General features: G+C 57.2%; 13 protein-coding genes and 2 pseudogenes. 8 read left to right on the forward strand and 7 right to left on the reverse strand.

Annotation, left to right across the window (positions count from 1 at the left end; all coding sequences use genetic code 11):
• The 3 genes from BZL43_RS12710 to BZL43_RS12720 all read left to right on the forward strand — a co-directional run.
• Nucleotides 1-571 (forward strand): OprD family outer membrane porin (locus tag BZL43_RS12710; RefSeq protein WP_143517856.1); only part of this gene is annotated, 571 nt, incomplete at its 5' end.
• A 368-nt stretch (nucleotides 572-939) separates the two neighbouring features.
• A complete protein-coding gene (locus BZL43_RS12715; protein WP_095632629.1) occupies nucleotides 940-2,643 on the forward strand; it encodes an AMP-binding protein in 1,704 nt (567 codons plus the stop codon).
• Nucleotides 2,644-2,748: 105 nt separating this feature from the next.
• Nucleotides 2,749-4,257 (forward strand): CoA-acylating methylmalonate-semialdehyde dehydrogenase, encoded by a 1,509-nt coding sequence (locus BZL43_RS12720; RefSeq protein ID WP_095632630.1) that lies wholly within the window; start codon nucleotides 2,749-2,751, stop codon nucleotides 4,255-4,257.
• A 57-nt stretch (nucleotides 4,258-4,314) separates the two neighbouring features.
• On the opposite strand, the gene BZL43_RS12725 is transcribed toward BZL43_RS12720, so the two are convergent.
• Both BZL43_RS12725 and BZL43_RS12730 read right to left on the reverse strand, forming a co-directional pair.
• On the reverse strand, nucleotides 4,315-7,464 hold the full coding sequence (locus BZL43_RS12725; protein ID WP_095632631.1) for an efflux RND transporter permease subunit: 3,150 nt from the start codon (nucleotides 7,462-7,464) through the stop codon (nucleotides 4,315-4,317).
• Complete coding sequence (locus BZL43_RS12730; RefSeq protein ID WP_095632632.1) at nucleotides 7,461-8,570, reverse strand: efflux RND transporter periplasmic adaptor subunit; 1,110 nt, start codon at nucleotides 8,568-8,570, stop codon at nucleotides 7,461-7,463. The genes BZL43_RS12725 and BZL43_RS12730 overlap by 4 nt, the downstream gene beginning before the upstream one ends.
• A 289-nt stretch (nucleotides 8,571-8,859) precedes the next feature.
• On the opposite strand from BZL43_RS12730, the gene BZL43_RS12735 reads away from it, so the two are divergent.
• Nucleotides 8,860-10,350 (forward strand): efflux transporter outer membrane subunit, encoded by a 1,491-nt coding sequence (locus tag BZL43_RS12735; RefSeq protein ID WP_095632633.1) that lies wholly within the window; start codon nucleotides 8,860-8,862, stop codon nucleotides 10,348-10,350.
• A 153-nt stretch (nucleotides 10,351-10,503) separates the two neighbouring features.
• Here the strand turns inward: BZL43_RS12735 and BZL43_RS12740 are convergent, their stop codons facing one another.
• Nucleotides 10,504-11,124, reverse strand: coding sequence for a TetR/AcrR family transcriptional regulator (locus tag BZL43_RS12740; RefSeq protein WP_095632634.1), 621 nt, complete (start codon nucleotides 11,122-11,124; stop codon nucleotides 10,504-10,506).
• Between the two features lie 526 nt (nucleotides 11,125-11,650).
• Between BZL43_RS12740 and BZL43_RS12745 the strand changes: the two are divergent.
• Nucleotides 11,651-12,307 (forward strand): annotated as a pseudogene (locus tag BZL43_RS12745) (substrate-binding domain-containing protein); the annotation flags it as partial.
• A 333-nt stretch (nucleotides 12,308-12,640) separates the two neighbouring features.
• Here BZL43_RS12745 and BZL43_RS12750 read toward each other — a convergent pair.
• On the reverse strand, nucleotides 12,641-13,081 hold the full coding sequence (locus tag BZL43_RS12750; RefSeq protein ID WP_095632635.1) for a CBS domain-containing protein: 441 nt from the start codon (nucleotides 13,079-13,081) through the stop codon (nucleotides 12,641-12,643).
• Nucleotides 13,082-13,138: 57 nt separating this feature from the next.
• Nucleotides 13,139-14,146: an AraC family transcriptional regulator gene (locus BZL43_RS12755; RefSeq protein WP_095632636.1), complete on the reverse strand. Its 1,008-nt coding sequence runs from the start codon at nucleotides 14,144-14,146 to the stop codon at nucleotides 13,139-13,141.
• A gap of 235 nt (nucleotides 14,147-14,381) precedes the next feature.
• Here BZL43_RS12755 and antA point away from each other — a divergent pair, with 235 nt between their 5' ends.
• Genes antA through antC form a run of 3 tightly spaced genes read left to right on the forward strand, consistent with a single transcriptional unit; the run spans nucleotide 14,382 to nucleotide 17,307 of the window.
• Nucleotides 14,382-15,767 (forward strand): anthranilate 1,2-dioxygenase large subunit, encoded by a 1,386-nt coding sequence (gene antA / locus BZL43_RS12760; protein ID WP_095632637.1) that lies wholly within the window; start codon nucleotides 14,382-14,384, stop codon nucleotides 15,765-15,767.
• A gap of 1 nt (nucleotide 15,768) precedes the next feature.
• On the forward strand, nucleotides 15,769-16,257 hold the full coding sequence (gene antB / locus BZL43_RS12765; RefSeq protein ID WP_095632638.1) for an anthranilate 1,2-dioxygenase small subunit: 489 nt from the start codon (nucleotides 15,769-15,771) through the stop codon (nucleotides 16,255-16,257).
• 18 nt (nucleotides 16,258-16,275) lie between these two features.
• A complete protein-coding gene (antC, locus tag BZL43_RS12770; RefSeq protein WP_095632639.1) occupies nucleotides 16,276-17,307 on the forward strand; it encodes an anthranilate 1,2-dioxygenase electron transfer component AntC in 1,032 nt (343 codons plus the stop codon).
• A 70-nt stretch (nucleotides 17,308-17,377) separates the two neighbouring features.
• Here antC and BZL43_RS12775 read toward each other — a convergent pair whose 3' ends face one another.
• Together BZL43_RS12775 and BZL43_RS28820 are read right to left on the reverse strand one after the other, a co-directional pair.
• The gene (locus BZL43_RS12775) at nucleotides 17,378-18,388 is read right to left on the reverse strand and encodes a methyl-accepting chemotaxis protein (protein WP_371916213.1); all 1,011 of its coding nucleotides are present in this window, start codon (nucleotides 18,386-18,388) and stop codon (nucleotides 17,378-17,380) included.
• A 231-nt stretch (nucleotides 18,389-18,619) separates the two neighbouring features.
• A pseudogene (locus BZL43_RS28820) lies at nucleotides 18,620-18,919 on the reverse strand (PAS domain-containing protein); the annotation flags it as partial.
• Between the last annotated feature and the right edge of the window lie 45 nt (nucleotides 18,920-18,964).

Below are 18,964 nucleotides of genomic sequence, written 5' to 3' on the forward strand. Positions count from 1 at the left end.
CCTCGACAACTTCTACAGCCAGCACCTGGTCAACCTGACCTACGTGTTGCCAGTCACCACCGGCCAGTCGCTGAAGACGGATCTGCGCTTTGCCCGTTCAACGGATGATGGCGGCAGCAATATTGATAACAATGCGATTGGCGCGATGTTCACCTACAGCCTCGGCAGCCATGCGTTCGGCCTGGGTTACCAAGGCATGAGCGGCGACACCGGCTACGCCTACGTCAACGGCACCGATGCGTACCTGGTGAACTTCGTGCAGATCGGCGACTTCGCGAGCAAGGATGAAAAATCCTGGCAGGCGCGCTACGACTACAACTTTGCGGCCATTGGCATGCCGGGCCTGACCTTCATGGCCCGCTATCTCACCGGTGACAACATCGATCTGGGCGGCAACCGCCCGCAAGGCAAGGAGTGGGAACGTGATACCGACATTGGTTATGTGGTGCAGAGCGGGCCGCTGAAGAATGTCGGCGTTAAGTGGCGCAACGCGACGGTGCGCTCGACCCACTTCGGCAGCGACCTGGATGAAAACCGCCTGATCGTCAGCTACACCCTGAAGCTCTGGTAAATACGCCCGCGGGCCGAATGCCATTCCCAGCGCCAGGGCGGTGTGAGTGGCATTCGCCTTGCGGTTCAGCCACGAGACGAGCAAAACAGCTCCATGCATTTTTGCACAACATACGGGCTTTTTTAGCCATTCATATTTGTTTTATGCATACCTATACTCGATTCATATCTGGTCATGAACCAGGTCAGTCCCGACAAAAATAACCAAGGGAATTCACCGTGAAACCATTCTTGACGGCCGTCTCTCCATCATCAGGTTTGCGCACCTGTCCCGTACGCCACGCGACGCGCAGCGATGCCTCTCTCGGCGCGTGACTGCTTCGTACTCACTACCCGCGCCGATCGACACCTTGATTGATGGAGAGAACCATGAACACCAACAGCCACCCCTTCCTCGCCGCTCGCGACTTCCTGCTTTCCCACCGCACCGATTACGCCACAGCGGTGCGTGACTTCCACTGGCCGCAATTGAACGAGTTCAACTGGGCGCTGGATTACTTCGATGCCATGGCGCAGGGCAATCACGCCAACGCCTTGTGGATCGTCGAAGAAGACGGCAGCGAACAGCGCTACAGCTTCCAGCAACTGGCCTCGCGCTCCAACCAGGTGGCCAACCACTTGCGTGCCCTTGGCGTGCGTCGCGGCGATCGCATCCTGCTGATGCTCGGCAACGACGTGGCCCTGTGGGAAACCATGCTGGCCGCCTTCAAACTCGGCGCCGTGGTCATTCCCGCCACTGCCCTGTTGACCCCGGATGACCTGAGCGACCGCATCGAGCGCGGCCAGGTTCGCCACCTGGTGGTCGGCGGCGCCCATGTCGACAAGTTCGTCGGCCTGGGTGAAGGCTGCAGCCGCATCTGCGTCGGTCCGGGCCCCGCCGACTGGACCTCGCACAGCGCCGCCAGCGAATATCCCGAGCAGTTCGAAGTCGAGGGCCTCACCTTGGCCACCGACCCGATGCTGCTGTACTTCACCTCCGGCACCACCTCCAAACCGAAGATGGTGCTGCACAGTCACCAGAGCTACCCGGTCGGCCATCTGTCGACCATGTACTGGATCGGCCTGCAGCCGGGTGACCTGCACTTGAACATCTCCTCACCGGGTTGGGCCAAGCATGCGTGGAGCTGCCTCTTCGCACCCTGGAACGCCGGCGCCTGCATCTTCATCCACAATGTCGCGCGCTTCAGCGCCCCGGCCCTGCTCGGCGCGCTGGAGCGCTACGGCGTCACCAGCCTGTGCGCCCCGCCCACCGTCTGGCGCATGCTGATCCAGGAAGACCTGGCCAGTTACAAGGAGCGCTTGAAACTGCGTGAACTGGTGGGCGCCGGTGAACCGCTGAACCCGGAGATCATCGAGCAGATCCTGCATGCCTGGGACTTGCCACTGCGCGACGGCTTCGGCCAGTCGGAAACCACCGCCCTGGTCGGCAACACACCTGGCCAACTGCTCAAACCCGGCTCCATGGGCCGTCCGCTGCCGGGTTATCGAGTGACCATGCTTGACCCCGATGGCGTACCCGGCAATGAGGGTGAAGTAGCGCTGCCGCTGGATGTGCGACCACTCGGTCTGATGTTGTGCTACGAGGACAGCCCGGAAAAAACCGCCGAAGTGATGCGCGACGGTTACTACCGCACCGGCGACACCGCGCAGATCGACGAGGATGGCTATGTCACCTTTGTCGGCCGCGCCGACGATGTGTTCAAAGCCTCCGACTACCGCATCAGTCCCTTCGAGCTGGAAAGCGCGCTTATCGAACACCCGGCCGTCATGGAGGTGGCCGTGGTGCCGAGCCCTGATCCGGTGCGCCTGGCAGTGCCCAAGGCTTATCTGATCCTGGCCCATGACGCTCCGGGCAGCTGCGAACTGGCCGCCGACATCCTCGCCTTTGCCCGCGAGCACCTGGCGCCTTACAAGCGGGTGCGACGTATCGAATTCGTCAGCGAACTGCCCAAGACCATCTCGGGGAAGATTCGCCGGGTGGAATTGCGGCAAATGGAAGTGCAGCGTCGCCAGGGTGACGCGCGCGGCCCGCAGGAATACTTCGAAGAAGACTTCCCGCACCTCAAGGGCTGAACCTCGGGCCGGTGCGCCGGCCCCTTTCTGAATTCAAACGCGACCGCTCGGCCAATCAGGCCGAGGGGCGTCACTCGACTCAAAAAAAGTAGACAGGACCCGAAAATGACCGCCTCCAGCATTCCTAGCGTCAAGCTTCTCATCAACGGCGAGTTCGTCGAATCGCGCAGCACCCAATGGCGCGACGTGATCAACCCGGCGACCCAGGAAGTCCTGGCCCGCGTGCCCTTCGCCACCGCCGAAGAAATGAACGCTGCCGTGGCCAGCGCCAAGGAAGCCTTCAAGACCTGGCGCAAGACGCCGATCGGCGCCCGCTCCCGGATCTTCTTCAAATACCAGCAACTGATCCGCGAAAACATCAAGGAACTGGCCGCCCTGCTCACCGCCGAACAGGGCAAAACCCTGCCGGATGCCGAAGGTGATGTGTTCCGCGGCCTGGAGGTCGTCGAGCACGCAACCGCCATCGGCAATCTGCAGATGGGCGAATTGGCCAACAACGTGGCCAACGGCGTCGACGCCTACACCCTGATGCAGCCGCTGGGCGTGTGCGCCGGCATCACCCCGTTCAACTTCCCGGCAATGATCCCGTTGTGGATGTTCCCGATGGCCATCGCCACCGGCAACACCTTCATCCTCAAACCGTCCGAGCAGGATCCGCTAGTGACCATGCGCCTGGTGGAACTGGCGCTGGAGGCCGGTGTACCGAAAGGCGTGCTCAACGTTATCCACGGTGGTGTCGACGCGGTGAACTTGATCTGCGACCACCCGGACATCAAGGCCGTGTCCTTCGTCGGTTCGACCAAGGTCGGCACCCACGTCTATAACCGCGCGACCCAGAATGGCAAGCGTGCACAGTGCATGATGGGCGCCAAGAACCACGCCATCGTGCTGCCCGATGCCAACAAACAGCAGACCCTGAACAACCTGCTGGGTGCTTCCTTTGGCGCTGCGGGCCAGCGCTGCATGGCTCTGCCAGTGGTGATTCTGGTCGGTGAAGCGCAGGCCTGGTTGCCGGACCTGATCGAGCGAACCAAGACTCTCAAGATCAATGGCGGCACCGAGCCGGGCACCGACATCGGCCCGGTGATTTCCTGCGCCGCCCTGGAACGCGTCAACGGTCTGATCGCCAGCGGCATCGAAGAAGGCGCCAGGCTTGAACTGGATGGGCGCAACCCAAGCGTGCCGGGCTACCAAGATGGCAACTTCGTCGGCCCGACCATCTTCTCCGGCGTTACCGCGCAGATGTCTGTGTACCGCGAAGAGATCTTCGGCCCGGTGCTGTGCGTGATGCACGCCGCCAGCCTGAGCGAGGCGATCGAGATCATCAATGCCAACCCGAATGGCAACGGTACCGCCCTGTTCACCCGCTCCGGCGCTGCCGCCCGTCATTTCCAGGAAGAGATCGACGTCGGCCAGGTGGGCATCAACGTGCCGATCCCGGTGCCGGTCCCACTGTTTTCCTTCTCGGGTTCGCGCGCCTCCAAGCTGGGCGACCTGGGTCCCTACGGCAAGCAGGTGGTGACCTTCTACACCCAGACCAAGACGGTCACCCAGCGCTGGTTCGACGAAGACGACACCAGCGGCGCGGTAAACACCACCATCACCCTGAAATGACCTTTGCTGGCGTCCCGATGCTACCGCGATCAACCTCGGCGCAAGCTCTACCTATGGCTAGAGCTTTGTGGTGAGGTGAACGGAGAGAGGACGGGGTGGTGTCCTGTCCGCCAGGCTGGCTGGCTTGCTCGCGGTTTCAGTTTGACTCGTATTGTCAGGACCGATCTTGAACCAGATGGCATACATCGCCGGCAGGAACACCAGCGTCATGATGGTGCCGACCAACGTTCCTCCGATCAGCGTGTAGGCCAGCGTCCCCCAGAAAACGGAATGGGTCAGCGGAATGAACGCCAGGATTGCCGCGAGTGCAGTCAGCAGTACCGGACGGGCACGCTGTACGGTGGCTTCGACTACAGCGTGAAACGGGTCCAGCCCTTCTTGCGTATTGTGATGAATTTGCCCTATCAGAATCAGCGTATTGCGCATCAAAATGCCCGACAGCGCGATCAGGCCGACCAGAGCGTTGATCCCAAACGGCTGCTGGAAGATTAGCAGCGTTGGCACCACGCCGATCAATCCCAGCGGCGAGGTGAAGAACACCATGATCATTGCCGAGATCGAACGCACCTGGACAATGATGATCAGCAACGTCAGGGCAATCATGATCGGAACCAACGGCACTATCGCCTGGCCGGCCTTGCCCGATTCCTCGATTGCACCCGCCTGCTCAATCCGGTACCCGGCAGGCAGTTTATCGATGATCGGCTGCAGCTCCTTCATGATCACGCTCGAGACGTCCGGTGGCTGCAAGCCTTCGGCAATGTCGCCGCGCACGGTGATCGTCGGCGTGCGGTCACGGCGCCTGAGGATCGGATCCTCCATACGCACATCCACCTTTCCGACCTGGGACAGAGGGATACGCTGACCCGCCGCTCCCACCAATGTGAAACCTTCAATCCGAGCCGGATCAAGGCGGATGTCACCCGCGGCGCGACCCACCACCTGCACTGAACGAATGTCTTCGCGAACCGCGGTGATCGGCACCCCGGTCAGCAGGAATTGCAACTGCTGGGCGACCGCACTGGATGTCAGTCCAACCGCCTGCAAGCGATCCTGATCCAGGCTGAAATGCAGCGTCGGCGTCAGAGGCCCCCAGTCACTGTTGACCGTCCGCATCATCGGGCTGGCTTGCATGACCTCTTGGACACGGCCCGCAATCTCGCGCAGCTTCGTCGGGTCAGGCCCCATCACCCGGTAGGCAACCGGGTATGGCGAATACGGACCAAACACAATTTGAGATGCCCTGACCCGGGCCTCTGGGGCGAGGCCTGCAGCGACCGCTTCGCGAAGACGGAACTTGAGGGTTTCACGTGCCTCCTGGCTGTCCGTCAGCACCACGATCTTGGCGAACGATGGATCGGGCAGTTCTGGCGCCATCGCCAGGAAGAAACGCGGCGCGCCCTGCCCGATATAGGCCGTGACGATTTTTGCCTCTTCCTGCTTTTGCAGCCAGGCCTCGACTTTTGCCGCAGTGGCACTGGTCTGTTCGATGGAGGTTCCGTAGGGCATTTGCACCTCGACCATCACCTCGGGACGGTCTGAGGTCGGGAAGAACTGCTTCTTCACCAGGCTCATGCCCAGAACGGCCACGAAAAACAGCGTGACAACCGTACCGGCCACCAGCCATTTGCGGGCGATGACGCGTGTCAGAACCCGGCGGAAGCGGTTGTAATGGGGGGTGTTGTAGATGGCCGCGTGACCACCCTCGACTTTCTTGATGTTCGGCAACATCTTCACACCCAGATACGGGGTAAAGGCGACCGCAACGACCCAAGAGGCAATCAGGGCAATGCCCACGATCCAGAACATGTTGCTGGTGTATTCGCCAGCAGTCGATTGCGCGAAGCCGTTGGGCATGAAGCCAATCGCCGTTACCAGCGTACCGGCAAGCATCGGTGCGGCCGTGTGGCTCCAGGCATACGCGGAGGCTTTGATGCGGTCGTAGCCCTCCTCCATTTTCACCACCATCATTTCGATAGCAATGATGGCGTCGTCCACCAGCAGTCCGAGCGCCAGAATCAACGAGCCGAGGGTAATGCGGTCAAAGTTCTTTCCGGTGGCCGCCATCACCACAAACACGATCGCCAGCGTCAACGGTACCGCCGCTGCGACCACGAGGCCTACCCGCCAGCCCATGCTGAGAAAGCAGACAAGCATCACCACAAGCAGCGCGACAAAAAATTTGACCATGAACTCGCCAACGGCTGAGTCGATGTTCACGGCTTGATCAGTGACTTTGGTCAGCGTCATGCCCAGCGGCATGCTTTCATTTATCTTCGTCGTCTCGGCGTCCAGCGCCTTGCCCAGGTCCAGGCCATTCCAGCCCTCGCGCATTATGACCCCCAGCAACAAGGCCTCTTCGCCGTTATTGCGCACCAGGAAGGTGGCAGGGTCTTCATAGCCTCGCTCAACCGTTGCCACGTCCGAGAGCTTCAACGTGCGCCCCTGAATCGCCAAGGGCGTGTCACGAATTTTTTCCAATTTATCGAAAGCGCCATCCACCCGCAGGAAAACCTGTGGCCCGCTGGTTTCGATGGAACCGGCGGGTGTGAGCACATTCTGGCTATTCAGCGCGGCGAAGATGTCCTGGGGAGAAACGCCCAAGGTGGCCAGTCGGTCGTGGGAGAAGGAGACAAAAATGCGCTCGGCTTGCTCACCGATGATGTTGACCTTCTTCACGCCCGGCACATGCAACAGTTGTTGGCGCAAGGATTCAGCATCGCGCACCAGCAAGCGCTGCGACTCGCCCTTGGCTTTCAAGGCAAACAGCGCAAACGTCACGTCCGAATACTCGTCGTTGACCAATGGCCCGATCACACCCGCCGGTAGCTTGGTGGCTTCGTCGTCGAGCTTTTTGCGCGCCTGATAAAACTCTTCCTGCACCTGTGAGGGTGGCGTGCGGTCCAACAACGACACCATGGTGAACGCGAGACCGGGCCGCGTATAGGTTTCCGAGCGGTCGTACCATTTCAATTCTTGCAAGCGTTTTTCAAGGGGTTCTGCTACCTGGTCCTGCATCTCCTGCGCGGTGGCGCCCGGCCACGCGGTAATGACCGTCAACTGCTTGACCGTAAACGGAGGATCTTCCGCACGCCCCAACTGGAAGAACGCCAGGGTGCCTGCAACAGCAATCAGAAAGATCAGAAACACCGTAATAGATCGCTCACGAACGGCGATCGAAGAAAGATTGAAGCGCCCCTCGCTCATGGACGCCCCCCGGCAACTTTTTCAGCATCCTGTTGAGGCAATCTAACCTCTTCACCTTCGTGCAACAGATGTGCGCCTAACGCAACGATCTGTTCGCCGACCTGGAGGTCGCCCGCGACTCGCACTGAGTCGTCGCTCAAACCCAGGACTTGTACAGGTCGCCAGGCCACCTTCGCCGGTGTACCGGCAATGACCCACACGCCAGTGCCTTGGCCTGGGTCATAAACGGCAGCGATCGGTACTTGCAGCTCCTGCCCTTGCATCGTGGATTCAGCGATCCGAAGCGTGACGGTCGAACCGATCGGTGCATTGGCCAATGCGCCCTCAAGCACATACCGCGCCTCGAAGGTGCGCGTCATTGGGTCGGCCGAGTCAGACAGCAGCCTCAACTTCGCTGTCACAGCGTCCGTGGTATTGCCATAAAGCGTTGCCTGCGCGGTGGATCCTGCGGCGGGGCGCAACGTCTCGGGCAGGTGCACGATGGCTTCGCGCTGCCCTGCCCGCGCCAATCGAACCACTGGCTGTCCCGGGCTGACAACTTGTCCGGGCTCGGCGAGTGTCTCCACCACCACGCCGTCGGAATCCGCAAGCAGCACCGCATAACCGGAAGCATTACGGGCAACGTCAGCCTGCGCTTCAGCGGCGCTAAGCTGCGCCTTTGCGGTATCCGCTGCGGCTTTGATCTGGTCGTAGGCCGATGCAGAAATAGCGCCTGCGGCCACCAGACTGCGGTATCGCGCTTCGTCATCTGCTGTCTGTTTGGCTCGGGCCCGAGCGGCTATGACCGACTCTTGCTGTGCTCGCGCTTGCAGTCCCAAGTCGGTGGGATCGAGGCGCATGAGCGGCTGACCACGCTTAACGGTCTGGCCGGTATCTACCAGGCGCTCAAGGATCTTGCCCGAGACCCGAAACCCGAGATCGCCCTGCACACGGGCGGCCACCACGCCAGTGAAAGAACGTGAGTAGTCGGAGGAACCCTGAACCGTTCCAGGCCTTATCAGAGGGGCATGCGTGCGCGGATCGTCAGCACTGGATGAGTCACCACACGCCGTCAACACGAGAGGCAACAAGCAGGCCGCAATGGGGATGGGTCGAAGCCGGAGCATAGGTTCCCTTACTCGATCAGATAGAACAGGAATCCTATATTAGAATAGTGACCATAATTGTCAATGGTCACATTTGGAATGCTCAACTGCGGAGTATCAGCACTGAAAGAGACTCAGCGTGTTGAAGCCCGCGAAATAAGTCATAGCGCCATAATCGCCCATTTCTCTTGCCTTCAACGATCTCATCGCGAACGCCAGGGTCGCGCAGTTCAGCCAAGAACCTCAAGTTGACAGAGAGTGACCGTGACGTACTATAGTCACCAACAACATTCGGCTCCAGGAATTCTCGATGCTCTCCCTCCGCCTCGCTCTATTGGTAAGCGCTAGCTTGATGGCAGGCTGCGCGGTCGGTCCGGACTATCAGCGTCCGGACGTTCCGCTTTCAGACCGCTACATGGGTCAGACTATTGTCGAACAGAGGCCTGGGCCGAGGCAGGCCGGTCTTGTTGACTGGTGGGAAGGCTTTGGTGATCCACAGCTTTCCGACTTCGTCTCTAAAGCACTTGAACAAAACCTGGACCTGGTACAAGCGTCGGCGCGAGTCACACAAGCGCGGGCAGGACTAGGCGCCGCAAATGCCGCTTTACTGCCCTCAGGAAACATCAGTGGCCAGGCTGCGCGCTCCTACCAGTCCATCGAGACGCCACTGGGCCAAGTGTTGAACTCGACACCTGACTTCGATCGGTACGCAAGCTCCTACGAACTCGACCTTGATGCCAGCTGGGAGATCGATATCTTTGGCGGGCTGCGACGCGGACGGGAGGCTGCATTAGCCGAGTATCAGGCTGCCGAAGCGGGCGCCGCCGCCACACGCCTGGCCATCGCCGCGCAGACCGCCGACACCTACATCATCATCCGTGGATTACAGTCGCGCCTGGACATAGCGAACCGACAAGTCACAACGCAGGAGGAGCTGTTGAAGAAAGTCCAACTGCTTTATGGCAAAGGCCTCGCCGCCCACTATGAAGTTCGCCAAACGGAGGGCGCGCTGTCGCAAGTCCAAGCGACAGTGCCAGCTCTGCAAACGGGTCTGGATGACGCCATGAACGCACTGGATATCTTACTCGGCACGCCACCAGGCACTCATAGAACGCAACTAGCAAGTACTGGCCACATCCCTCTAGCGCCCCAGTTAAAAACCACTGGAGCACCCGCCGAACTGTTACGCCGCCGACCAGATCTCATTGTGGCCGAGCGCCGCCTTGCAGCCTCCAACGCACGCATCGGGGAGGCAATCGCTGAGTACTATCCGAAATTTTCCCTTGGCGCATTGCTAGGCAGTGCAACGGCCGTATCCAGCGGCAACCTTTTTAGCGGTGATGCCAGCCAGTCAGCAGGCGTATTGGGTTTGCGCTGGAGACTCTTCGACTTCGGTCGCATAAACGCCCAAATCGACCAAGCCAAAGGACAGGAAGCCGAAGCCCTGGCCGCTTACCGCCAGTCAGTGTTACGCGCCACCGAGGATGTCGAAAACGCCTTCTCCGCGCTGGTGAATCGGGAAGCGCAAGCAACCCTCCTCACCCGAGGAGAGGAATCACTGACACAGGCTCGCCAGTCATCGTTCACCGCCTATGAAATGGGCACAGCCAGCCTTATTGATGTTTTGCACGCCGACGAGACAATGCTGCAGGCCTCCGATACGCGGGCGCAAGCCAGAACAGAATCGGCCAGGGCCGCGGTCGCGGCATTCCGAGCGCTTGGAGGTGGCTGGCAGGCTCCCCAGGCCCAAACTATGACGAGTACGGCAAATACTGGCGCTGAATCATGGCGATCCCTCTAGAGGTGATGCACCCTGTTTTATTCAGGTGACTTTTTATACCAATAGTCACGAATCAGGCAGTAACGCCCTCTTCCGCTGCCCAGTGCAAGAACTGAAATTCGATATGATTTTTTGTCTCTCGCAGCAGGGCAGCATGCAATGCTTTGCCCGTAATCATGGCATGAGGCTACGCAATATCAGGTTGGAGGTGAGCGTTGGCGCCTCTTCGATGAAATCGAGATTGAACTGCAGCAGCAAAGGGTTGACGAAAGGTCGCAGCGCAAGATGTATTGAATTGACCGTCTCGTCTAAAGGAGTCTTGCGTTCAAATTCGTTGTTTTCCCGTCCCTCCCGCACGATCTGCGACACAAAACCCTTGATCTGTGCGTCGTAAACCTGCGAACTCGGCCAGCTTTCCAATGCAGCAAACGCCGCGATGTCGTAAAGCTTTCGGTCGTTAAAGAACAGGCTTACGCCTGTGGAGATCAGGGTTTTGACCAGGCGTCGGAAGCGCTCCGTCGAGGAAATACCATCGACATTGATGGCATCCTCAACGGCTGCCACGATTTCCGCCAGGCAATTTGCGCAGATGGCTTCACCGATCGCCTGCTTGGAATCAAAGAACTTGTAGATGTAAGCCTTGGAGAATCCGATGGCCTTGGCCAGATCGGAAACCGTGGTTTTGCTGTAACCGTATTGGCTGAAATGCTCGTTGGCCGCCACGACAATCTGATTTCGAATGTCATGATCCGCAGGCCCCCGAACGCCGGGTGAAGGTATTGATGGCTGGTTCATATTTGTAGCTTACGCATCCATATGACGGTTGACAACTTGTGACCCATTTGTGATGCGGTCACAATCGGTTGATATAAAGGGTTTTGCCACCTTCCTGACTGAACTGCAGCCACAGCCAGAGATTGCCCATCGCACAGTTACAAAAAGCCCGAGACAGCAAGATTCTGCGATGAAGCGCCATTCAGGTTACGTGCAACGCTTTCGGCAAGCCTTCACACTGGATTGAAATGCCGGTCAGTAAAAGCCATTACAGCTACGACGCTCTCCTTGTAGGAGCTGTCGAGCCTGCGAGGCTGCGATCGGCTGCGCAGCAGTCGTGAAGCCGGCTGATGCGGTCTGCCTGACACACCGCGACCTCTGGTTTTACGACTGCTGCGCAGCCGATCGCAGCCTCGCAGGCTCGACAGCTCCTACAAGGCCGAGCGCAGCCTCGCGGGCTCGACTGTTGCTACAGATCGCATTACGCATTTTTTTTGATTTTGATGAAGTTCAACTCATATCAAAAAAGGAAAAACCATCATGCGTCGCCGCCGCCAACATGACTCGCGCCGCCGTCGAGCGAAAATACCGCTGGTCTACGTCAATCGCCATCCGGACGAACGCGTCCTGCCCAAAGGCGTGGTCACGGTAACGTCCAACGGCGTTGAGGCCGGGCAACTGCAAATGCGTTACCTGGCTGACAAGATGGCGGGCAAAAGGCAACATCGCGATCATCATGGGCGACCTGGCGCAGAACTCCACGCACGACCGCACCGAAGGCGTCAAACAGGTGCTCAAGGACTACCCCGGGATCAAGGTCGTCGAACAACAAAGTGCCGAGTGGCAGCGCAATAAAGGGATGGACCTGACCAGCAACTGGCTGCTGGCCGGCACCGGTTTTGATGCCATCGAGGCTAACAACGACGAGATGGCCATCGGTGCGGCCATGGCACTGCAGCAAACCGACAAAGCCAAGGGCGAGATTGCCATTGTCGGCATCGACGGCCTGCCTGACGGTCTGGCGACCATCAAGCGCGGAATGCTCGTAGCCTCAGTCTTTCAAGACCCCAAAGCGCAAGCGACCAGCTCGCTGCAAGCAGCCATCAAGATAATCAAAGGGGAGCCGGTCGAGACGGATGTCTGGGTGCCCTTTCAACTGATCACGCCGGAGCAGGTAGCTGTATTTGAGCAGCATTATAAATAGCGTCAAACAGCTGCGTTAGTCGAGCTTGTTTATTGAGTACACACAGACGTTCAAGCAGTTTGACTGCTGCCCTTGATGAGGGGCAGCAATCGGCCTGTTGAACAAGCCGGATTTTCAGATCGCCGATGACCCCGCAGCCTAACCCTTCTAGGCGGATCACAAGGATGATGATCCATCGCAAAATCTCCATAAGCGAGCATTGGAGCCCTGAGCCACACTCGACGAAAAAACCGGTTTTTTTCAACATCGCGGACGAGCAAATATATTCAGTTCCTCGCGCACGACCGGGATAGGGCTGAGCGAGCGATTGCCAAATCGGCGCGTCCGACGTCTTCAATGCCCGCGGATATAGCTTTCCAATTGCTGTATCAGGTCGGCTTGTTCTGCAATAGCCGCCTTTACCAGATCACCAATGGATAGCAAGCCCAGCAATTCTTCGTTTTCCACGACTGGCAGATGACGAAGATGGCTATCGGTCATAATACCCATGCAATCTTCAATGCGCTGTCGAGCGTCTACCGTTATCACAGGGAAACTCATGATATCCCTCACAGGCGTACCCGCCGAGGAGCGCCCCTGAAGTACCATTTTCCGCGCATAGTCTCGTTCACTGACAATACCGATTACCTTCCCGTTTTCTACGACAGGTAGAGCACCGATGTTTCGCTCAGCCATTAACCTGATCGCCTCCAACACCATTTGATCTGGCGCAATGGTGTGAACTTTTTGATTATGCACGGGCTTTAAACACAGTAATTGGGTCACTGTTTTCATAACGATCGTCTCTTGTTTTATTTTGATGCAAGCGCTGCTAACAGGCGCCTTGGCCAGTCAATGATTCCGACTTCGTTCAACCGTTTTCGATGGCACTTCCAAAAACATTTTTTTGTAATCTGATGAAAAGCGACCCAGATGATTAAATCCCCACCGCATCGCTACCGCGGTGATGTTTTCATGACAACCACCTTCTAAAAGCGCCTGCCTGACTGCTTCCAGACGAAACCGCTTCAAGTACAAAGCGGGAGATATACCGAAGTACTTCTTGAAGTCCTCGGAGAGTTTGAAACGGGATACGCCAGCCGCCCGACTGATGTCGTTCAGGTTCAGTTCGCCGCCAGCATTTTCATGCATAAATTGCTTGGCCTTCAGCAAATACGCAGGGCACCGTGTTTGCGAGATCCCCTCCAGTTCACTTGAGTAATTATTTGGCTGCGCCAGGATCAAACCTTTTATCAACGTCCGTTCAATGTCACGGACAATAGACACATGGCCAAAAAACTCTCGCCCCTGATCCAGTTCCATCAGCAAAAATTTAACCAGCCGCCACCATGCCGCGGGAGTTCCTTGATCTGTACTTATCCCTGTTTCGAAGACAATCGGTTGTGGGGCGGGTCGCTGTAGCAATTCCTCCAACACTTGATGCATTGCTACGCACTTGATCGCAACCTGAATTTTCCGACAGTTACCTGCAATGGCAAGTTCTTGCTGATCATAGGGCGAAACAATGAGCCCGTTGTTGCTATCGGACATCAATAATCCATTTGCTTTTCGCAACTCCTGTTGCCCACTGACCGGAAGACTGATGCTGTAGCTGTTGAGTACCGATGCATCAATATCGATAGTGACATCAGTACCGTATTCGATATAGCCAATCACCGTAGACATCGACTTCAGGACGTTTCCGTCATGCTGAAAATGAAGACGTTGCGCAGATGAGGTCTTTAGTTCGTGAGGGCCGCAAATGTTCGCCATCCAGGCCTGCGCACTCTGCAGGTCATGACGTACCGCATGGATGTCTTGAAATTCAGCATCAGCCCGAACATGAGTTTGCAGATTCATCACAGCACCCCGTTACAGATTAGTTGTAACCCTACTTTCTGCTCTCACATGCCTGCTATCCACAAAGTGCAGAAACAATCAAAAAAACGCGAAAAAAGCTTGCTTGAGCAGCGCTTACCCAAATCACTTCCCGCGCCCAAGAATCGGATAGATATCGCCTCGAATCCGGATAGCTGCACTGCACAGAAAGGCTTTCAATCAGGTTGAGCCTAAAACTACAAAAAGGGTGTACCTGATGAACAGCACTAGAAGCATTGCGCAGTGGCAAGACTACATTCAGGGTTGTCTGGATTTCCGGCCGGCTGAAGGCATATACCGTATCGCTCGTGACATGTTCACAGAGCCGGAACTGTTCGACCTGGAGATGGAGCTGATCTTCGAAAAGAACTGGATCTACGCTTGCCACGAAAGTGAAATCGCAAATCCCAATGACTTCCTGACGATGCGCGCAGGTCGTCAGCCGATGATCATCACCCGAGATGGGAACAATCAGCTTCACGCGCTAATCAACGCTTGCCAGCATCGGGGCGCGACGCTGACTCGTGTCAGCAAAGGTAACCAGTCAACCTTCACCTGTCCGTTCCACGCCTGGTGTTACAAAAGCGACGGCCGCCTGGTCAAGGTCAAGGCACCGGGGGAATACCCGGAAGGTTTTGACAAAGCGACTCGCGGCCTGAAGAAAGCCCGGATCGAAAGCTACAAGGGCTTCGTCTTCATTAGTCTGGACGTTAACGGTAGCGACTCGCTGGAAGACTACCTCGGTGATGCCAAAGTGTTCTTCGACATGATGGTCGCGCAGTCCCCCACTGGCGAACTGGAGATACTGCCGGGCAAGTCGACTTATAGCTACGACGGCAACTGGAAACTGCAGCACGAAAACGGTCTGGACGGTTATCACGTCAGCACCGTGCACTACAACTACGTCTCCACGGTACAGCATCGCCAGCAAGTCAATGCCGCTAAAGGTGGCGGCTCCGACACACTGGACTACAGCAAACTGGGCGCCGGCGATGCCGAAACCGATGATGGCTGGTTCTCGTTCAAGAATGGTCACAGCCTCTTGTTCAGCGACATGCCCAACCCGACTGTACGCGCCGGTTATGCCACCGTCATGCCGCGTCTGGTGGAACAGTATGGCCAGCAGCAAGCCGAGTGGATGATGCACCGTCTGCGCAACCTCAACATCTACCCAAGCCTGTTCTTCATGGATCAAATCAGCTCACAACTGCGCATCGTGCGCCCAGTGGCCTGGAACAAAACAGAGATCACCAGCCAATGCATCGGCGTGAAAGGTGAGTCCGACGCGGACCGGGAAAACCGGATTCGCCAGTTCGAGGACTTCTTCAACGTTTCAGGCATGGGAACCCCAGACGACCTGGTGGAGTTTCGTGAAGCTCAACGTGGATTCCAGGCACGCCTTGAGCGTTGGAACGAAGTATCCCGCGGCAGCGAAAAATGGGTTGAAGGTCCCACACCCAACAGCGAGGTTCTGGGCATTCAACCGGTATTGACCGGCACCGAGTTCACCCATGAGGGGCTCTACATTAATCAGCACGGTTCCTGGCAGCGCTTCCTTCTGCAAGGCCTGGAACAAAAAGCCCTGAAGTTGAAGGAGGTGTGAAATGAGCGCACTACAACATTCCGTCGAGCAGTTCCTTTACCGTAAATCCGAGTTGTGCGATCAGCAGGACTGGGACGCCTACATCGCCCTCTTTGATGAACAGAGTGAATTCCATCTGCCGCAATGGGAGTCGGAGCATGTGTACACCACCGACCCCAAGCGCAGCATGTCGCTGATTTACTACTCGAACCGGTCCGGCCTTGAAGACCGGGTATTTCGCCTGCGCACCGGTAAGTCGGCGGCTTCAAACCCGATGCCGCGCACCCTGCATCAAATCAGCAACGTGCGAATCAAGGAGCTCGATGACGGCTTGCTTGAAGTCAAGGCAGGCTGGGTCACGCTTTATACGCGTCAAGGATTGTCTGAGCAGTTCTACGGCCATGTGACCTACCACCTTAAAGCGGTCGCAGACAGCTGGAAGATCACTCGCAAGCACATTGTGTTGCTCAATGACACGATCAATTCTGTGCTTGATTTCTATCACCTGTGAGCTGTGGGGCACCTTGTCATGAACCATAAAGTCGCTTTCAGCTTCGCAGACGGCAAGACCTCATTCTTTGAGGTCAAACCAAACGAACTGCTGCTCGACGCCGCGTTGCGTAATGGTGTGAACATTCCGCTGGATTGTCGCGAAGGTGTCTGTGGCACCTGCCAGGGCCGCTGCGAATCCGGTCAATTCACTCAAGACTACGTCGATGAAGAGGCATTATCCGAACACGATCTGGCCCAACGCAAAATGCTCTCTTGCCAGACCCGCGTGCAATCGGATGCTTCGTTCTATTTCGACTTCGATTCGACTTTGTGTAACGGCGGTGGAACCCAACTGTTACAAGCGGTTGTTACCGGTGTAGAGCAAGTGTCAGCCACCACCGCGATCCTTCATATCGACGCGTGTTCCAACAAGCAGCAACTGGATTTTCTTCCGGGACAGTACGCACGTGTGCATGTTCCTGGAACCAGTGAGTGGCGCTCTTATTCATTCGCTAACCGCCCGAACCCCACTAACCAGCTTCAGTTTCTCATCCGGTTGCTGCCTGATGGAGTGATGAGCAACTTCATCAGAGAGCATTGCCAGCCTGGTCAACTCATTGAGTTCGAGGCACCTTTGGGTAGCTTTTATCTACGCCAAGTGACCAAGCCACTGGTACTGGTGGCAGGCGGCACCGGCCTGTCGGCGTTCCTCGGGATGCTGGATAACATTGCGGAAAAAGGAGGTTGCGGCCAGCCGATCCAGTTGTTTTATGGCGTTACGCAAGACAATGATTTGTGTGAACTCTCGCGGCTGGCCGGTTACCGTGAATGCATCGCGGACTTCGACTACCACCTCGTCGTCTCGAAACCATCCGCGGCATGGGCAGGCAAAACCGGGTGGATTCCAGAACACTTCGACCGCCAGCAATTGGAGGCTAATCCGTTCGATATCTACTTGTGCGGTCCGCCACCGATGGTGGAGTCCATCAAAACCTGGTTTGATGCCCAGCAGATTGAACATTTTCAGATGTACTACGAAAAATTCATCGAGAGCAACACCAAGCAGTGACGACTAAAAAAGGGGAAATAGCCTCGCGGCTATTTCCCCTTTTAATTTGTCTTTAATTGAACCTCGCACATCATTGATCAAAGCGTTCAGCCAGATGACACAATGCTTCGGCCTGACGTTGCAAGTCCTCGCTGATGCGTTTTCCATCCAGCGCCTTTTCGACACTGTCAGTCGACAGTTCAGCCACCTGCAATACCTGTTGCGACAAATTTTCCACCACTTGGGACTGTTGCTCCATGGCAGAAGCGATTTGCATGCCCATGCCGGAAATTTGTGCGAGGGATGAATTCACACCCGCCAGGTTGTTCTGCACCGAAGTGACTTCACGGGTGCTGTTTGAGGCAAACTCACGCCCGGCATCAGTCAGTTGCACCGTCAGCTCGGTGGCATCGCGCAGTTGCAGTAAGAGCGGTTGAATTTGTTGTGTCGCTTCCTGGGTTCGCGTCGCTAATTGCCGCACCTCATCAGCCACTACGCTGAAGCCCCTGCCCGCTTCCCCCGCCCTCGCTGCCTCTATTGCCGCATTCAGTGCCAGTAGATTGGTTTGCCCGGCAATCGAACTGATGATGTTGGTGATATGACTGATCGCTTCCGTAGAACTGGCCAATTGTTGAACGGCCGTGGCCGTGTCGCCCACGGATGTATTGAGCAATTGCATTGCCCTCAGGCTTTGACCGGATAGTTGCTCGCCATGGTTGGCCAGATCGACGGCCCGGGTAGTCGCCAGATGGGTGGCCTGCACATTGCCGGTAACTTCTTGAATCGTCGCGGCCAGCTCGGTGAGCGCTGTCACCGACAGATCGGTTTCATCGCGCTGACGTTCAAGGCGCAGGGTTTCGGCCTGGATCAGTTGCCCGAGCTCCAGCACCCGCTGCTGTACCACCAGACCGGTGCTGCCAATCCGCGACAGAGCACTTTGCAGACGAGCCTCTTGCGCGACCAAGGCCATATCCACTTGAGCTGCGGCACCGTGCTCGCGACTGTACATTTGCGCCATTAACGGTTCAGTGAATGCTTTGGGATGTGCAGAGAAAACACGCTGGAGAGCTCGAGTTTGTCGATGCGCCTGAAAAGCCGCCATGGCCCCCAGCCCCACTACGATCAATGCGCTCTGAGCGACAAAAGCGTCCAGTTGCCAAAGCCCGGCCGACAGGACAAAACCTAAGGGCACCGCCGGTAATGCGCAGCCAAGCAAACGCCCGATATTCCATCGCACGACCGGATCCTGACTATTCAAGCGAGCATAGAGCTTTTGCGCACGTTCACGTTGTTGCTCGCTAGGTACGCTGTAAACCGCACCGTAGGCCTCTATGCCATCGAGGCCGAACACCGGTTTGATGTATACGCTCAACCAATAGGCTGTACCGTCCCGACGAAGGTTCTTGATCAGGCCCATCCAGGGCCGCCCTAGCTTTAACGTTTGCCACAGGCTACTAAAAACCTGTGGCGGCATTTCCGGATGCCGAAGCACGTTACCAGGTTGATCAGTCAGTTCTTGGCTTGAATAGCCGCTGAGCGCGACAAATGCTTCGCTGCAGTGGCTGATGCGCCCTCGCAGGTCAGTGCTGCAAATCAGAACGGCGGTATCGGGTGATAAGGGGGATGCGGGCATGATCGAAAAGTCCCGGAAGCAGAAAAAAAAATGCCTGCCGCGTGG

It is taken from the genome of Pseudomonas sp. PICF141, from assembly GCF_002286815.1.
Classification (GTDB): domain Bacteria; phylum Pseudomonadota; class Gammaproteobacteria; order Pseudomonadales; family Pseudomonadaceae; genus Aquipseudomonas.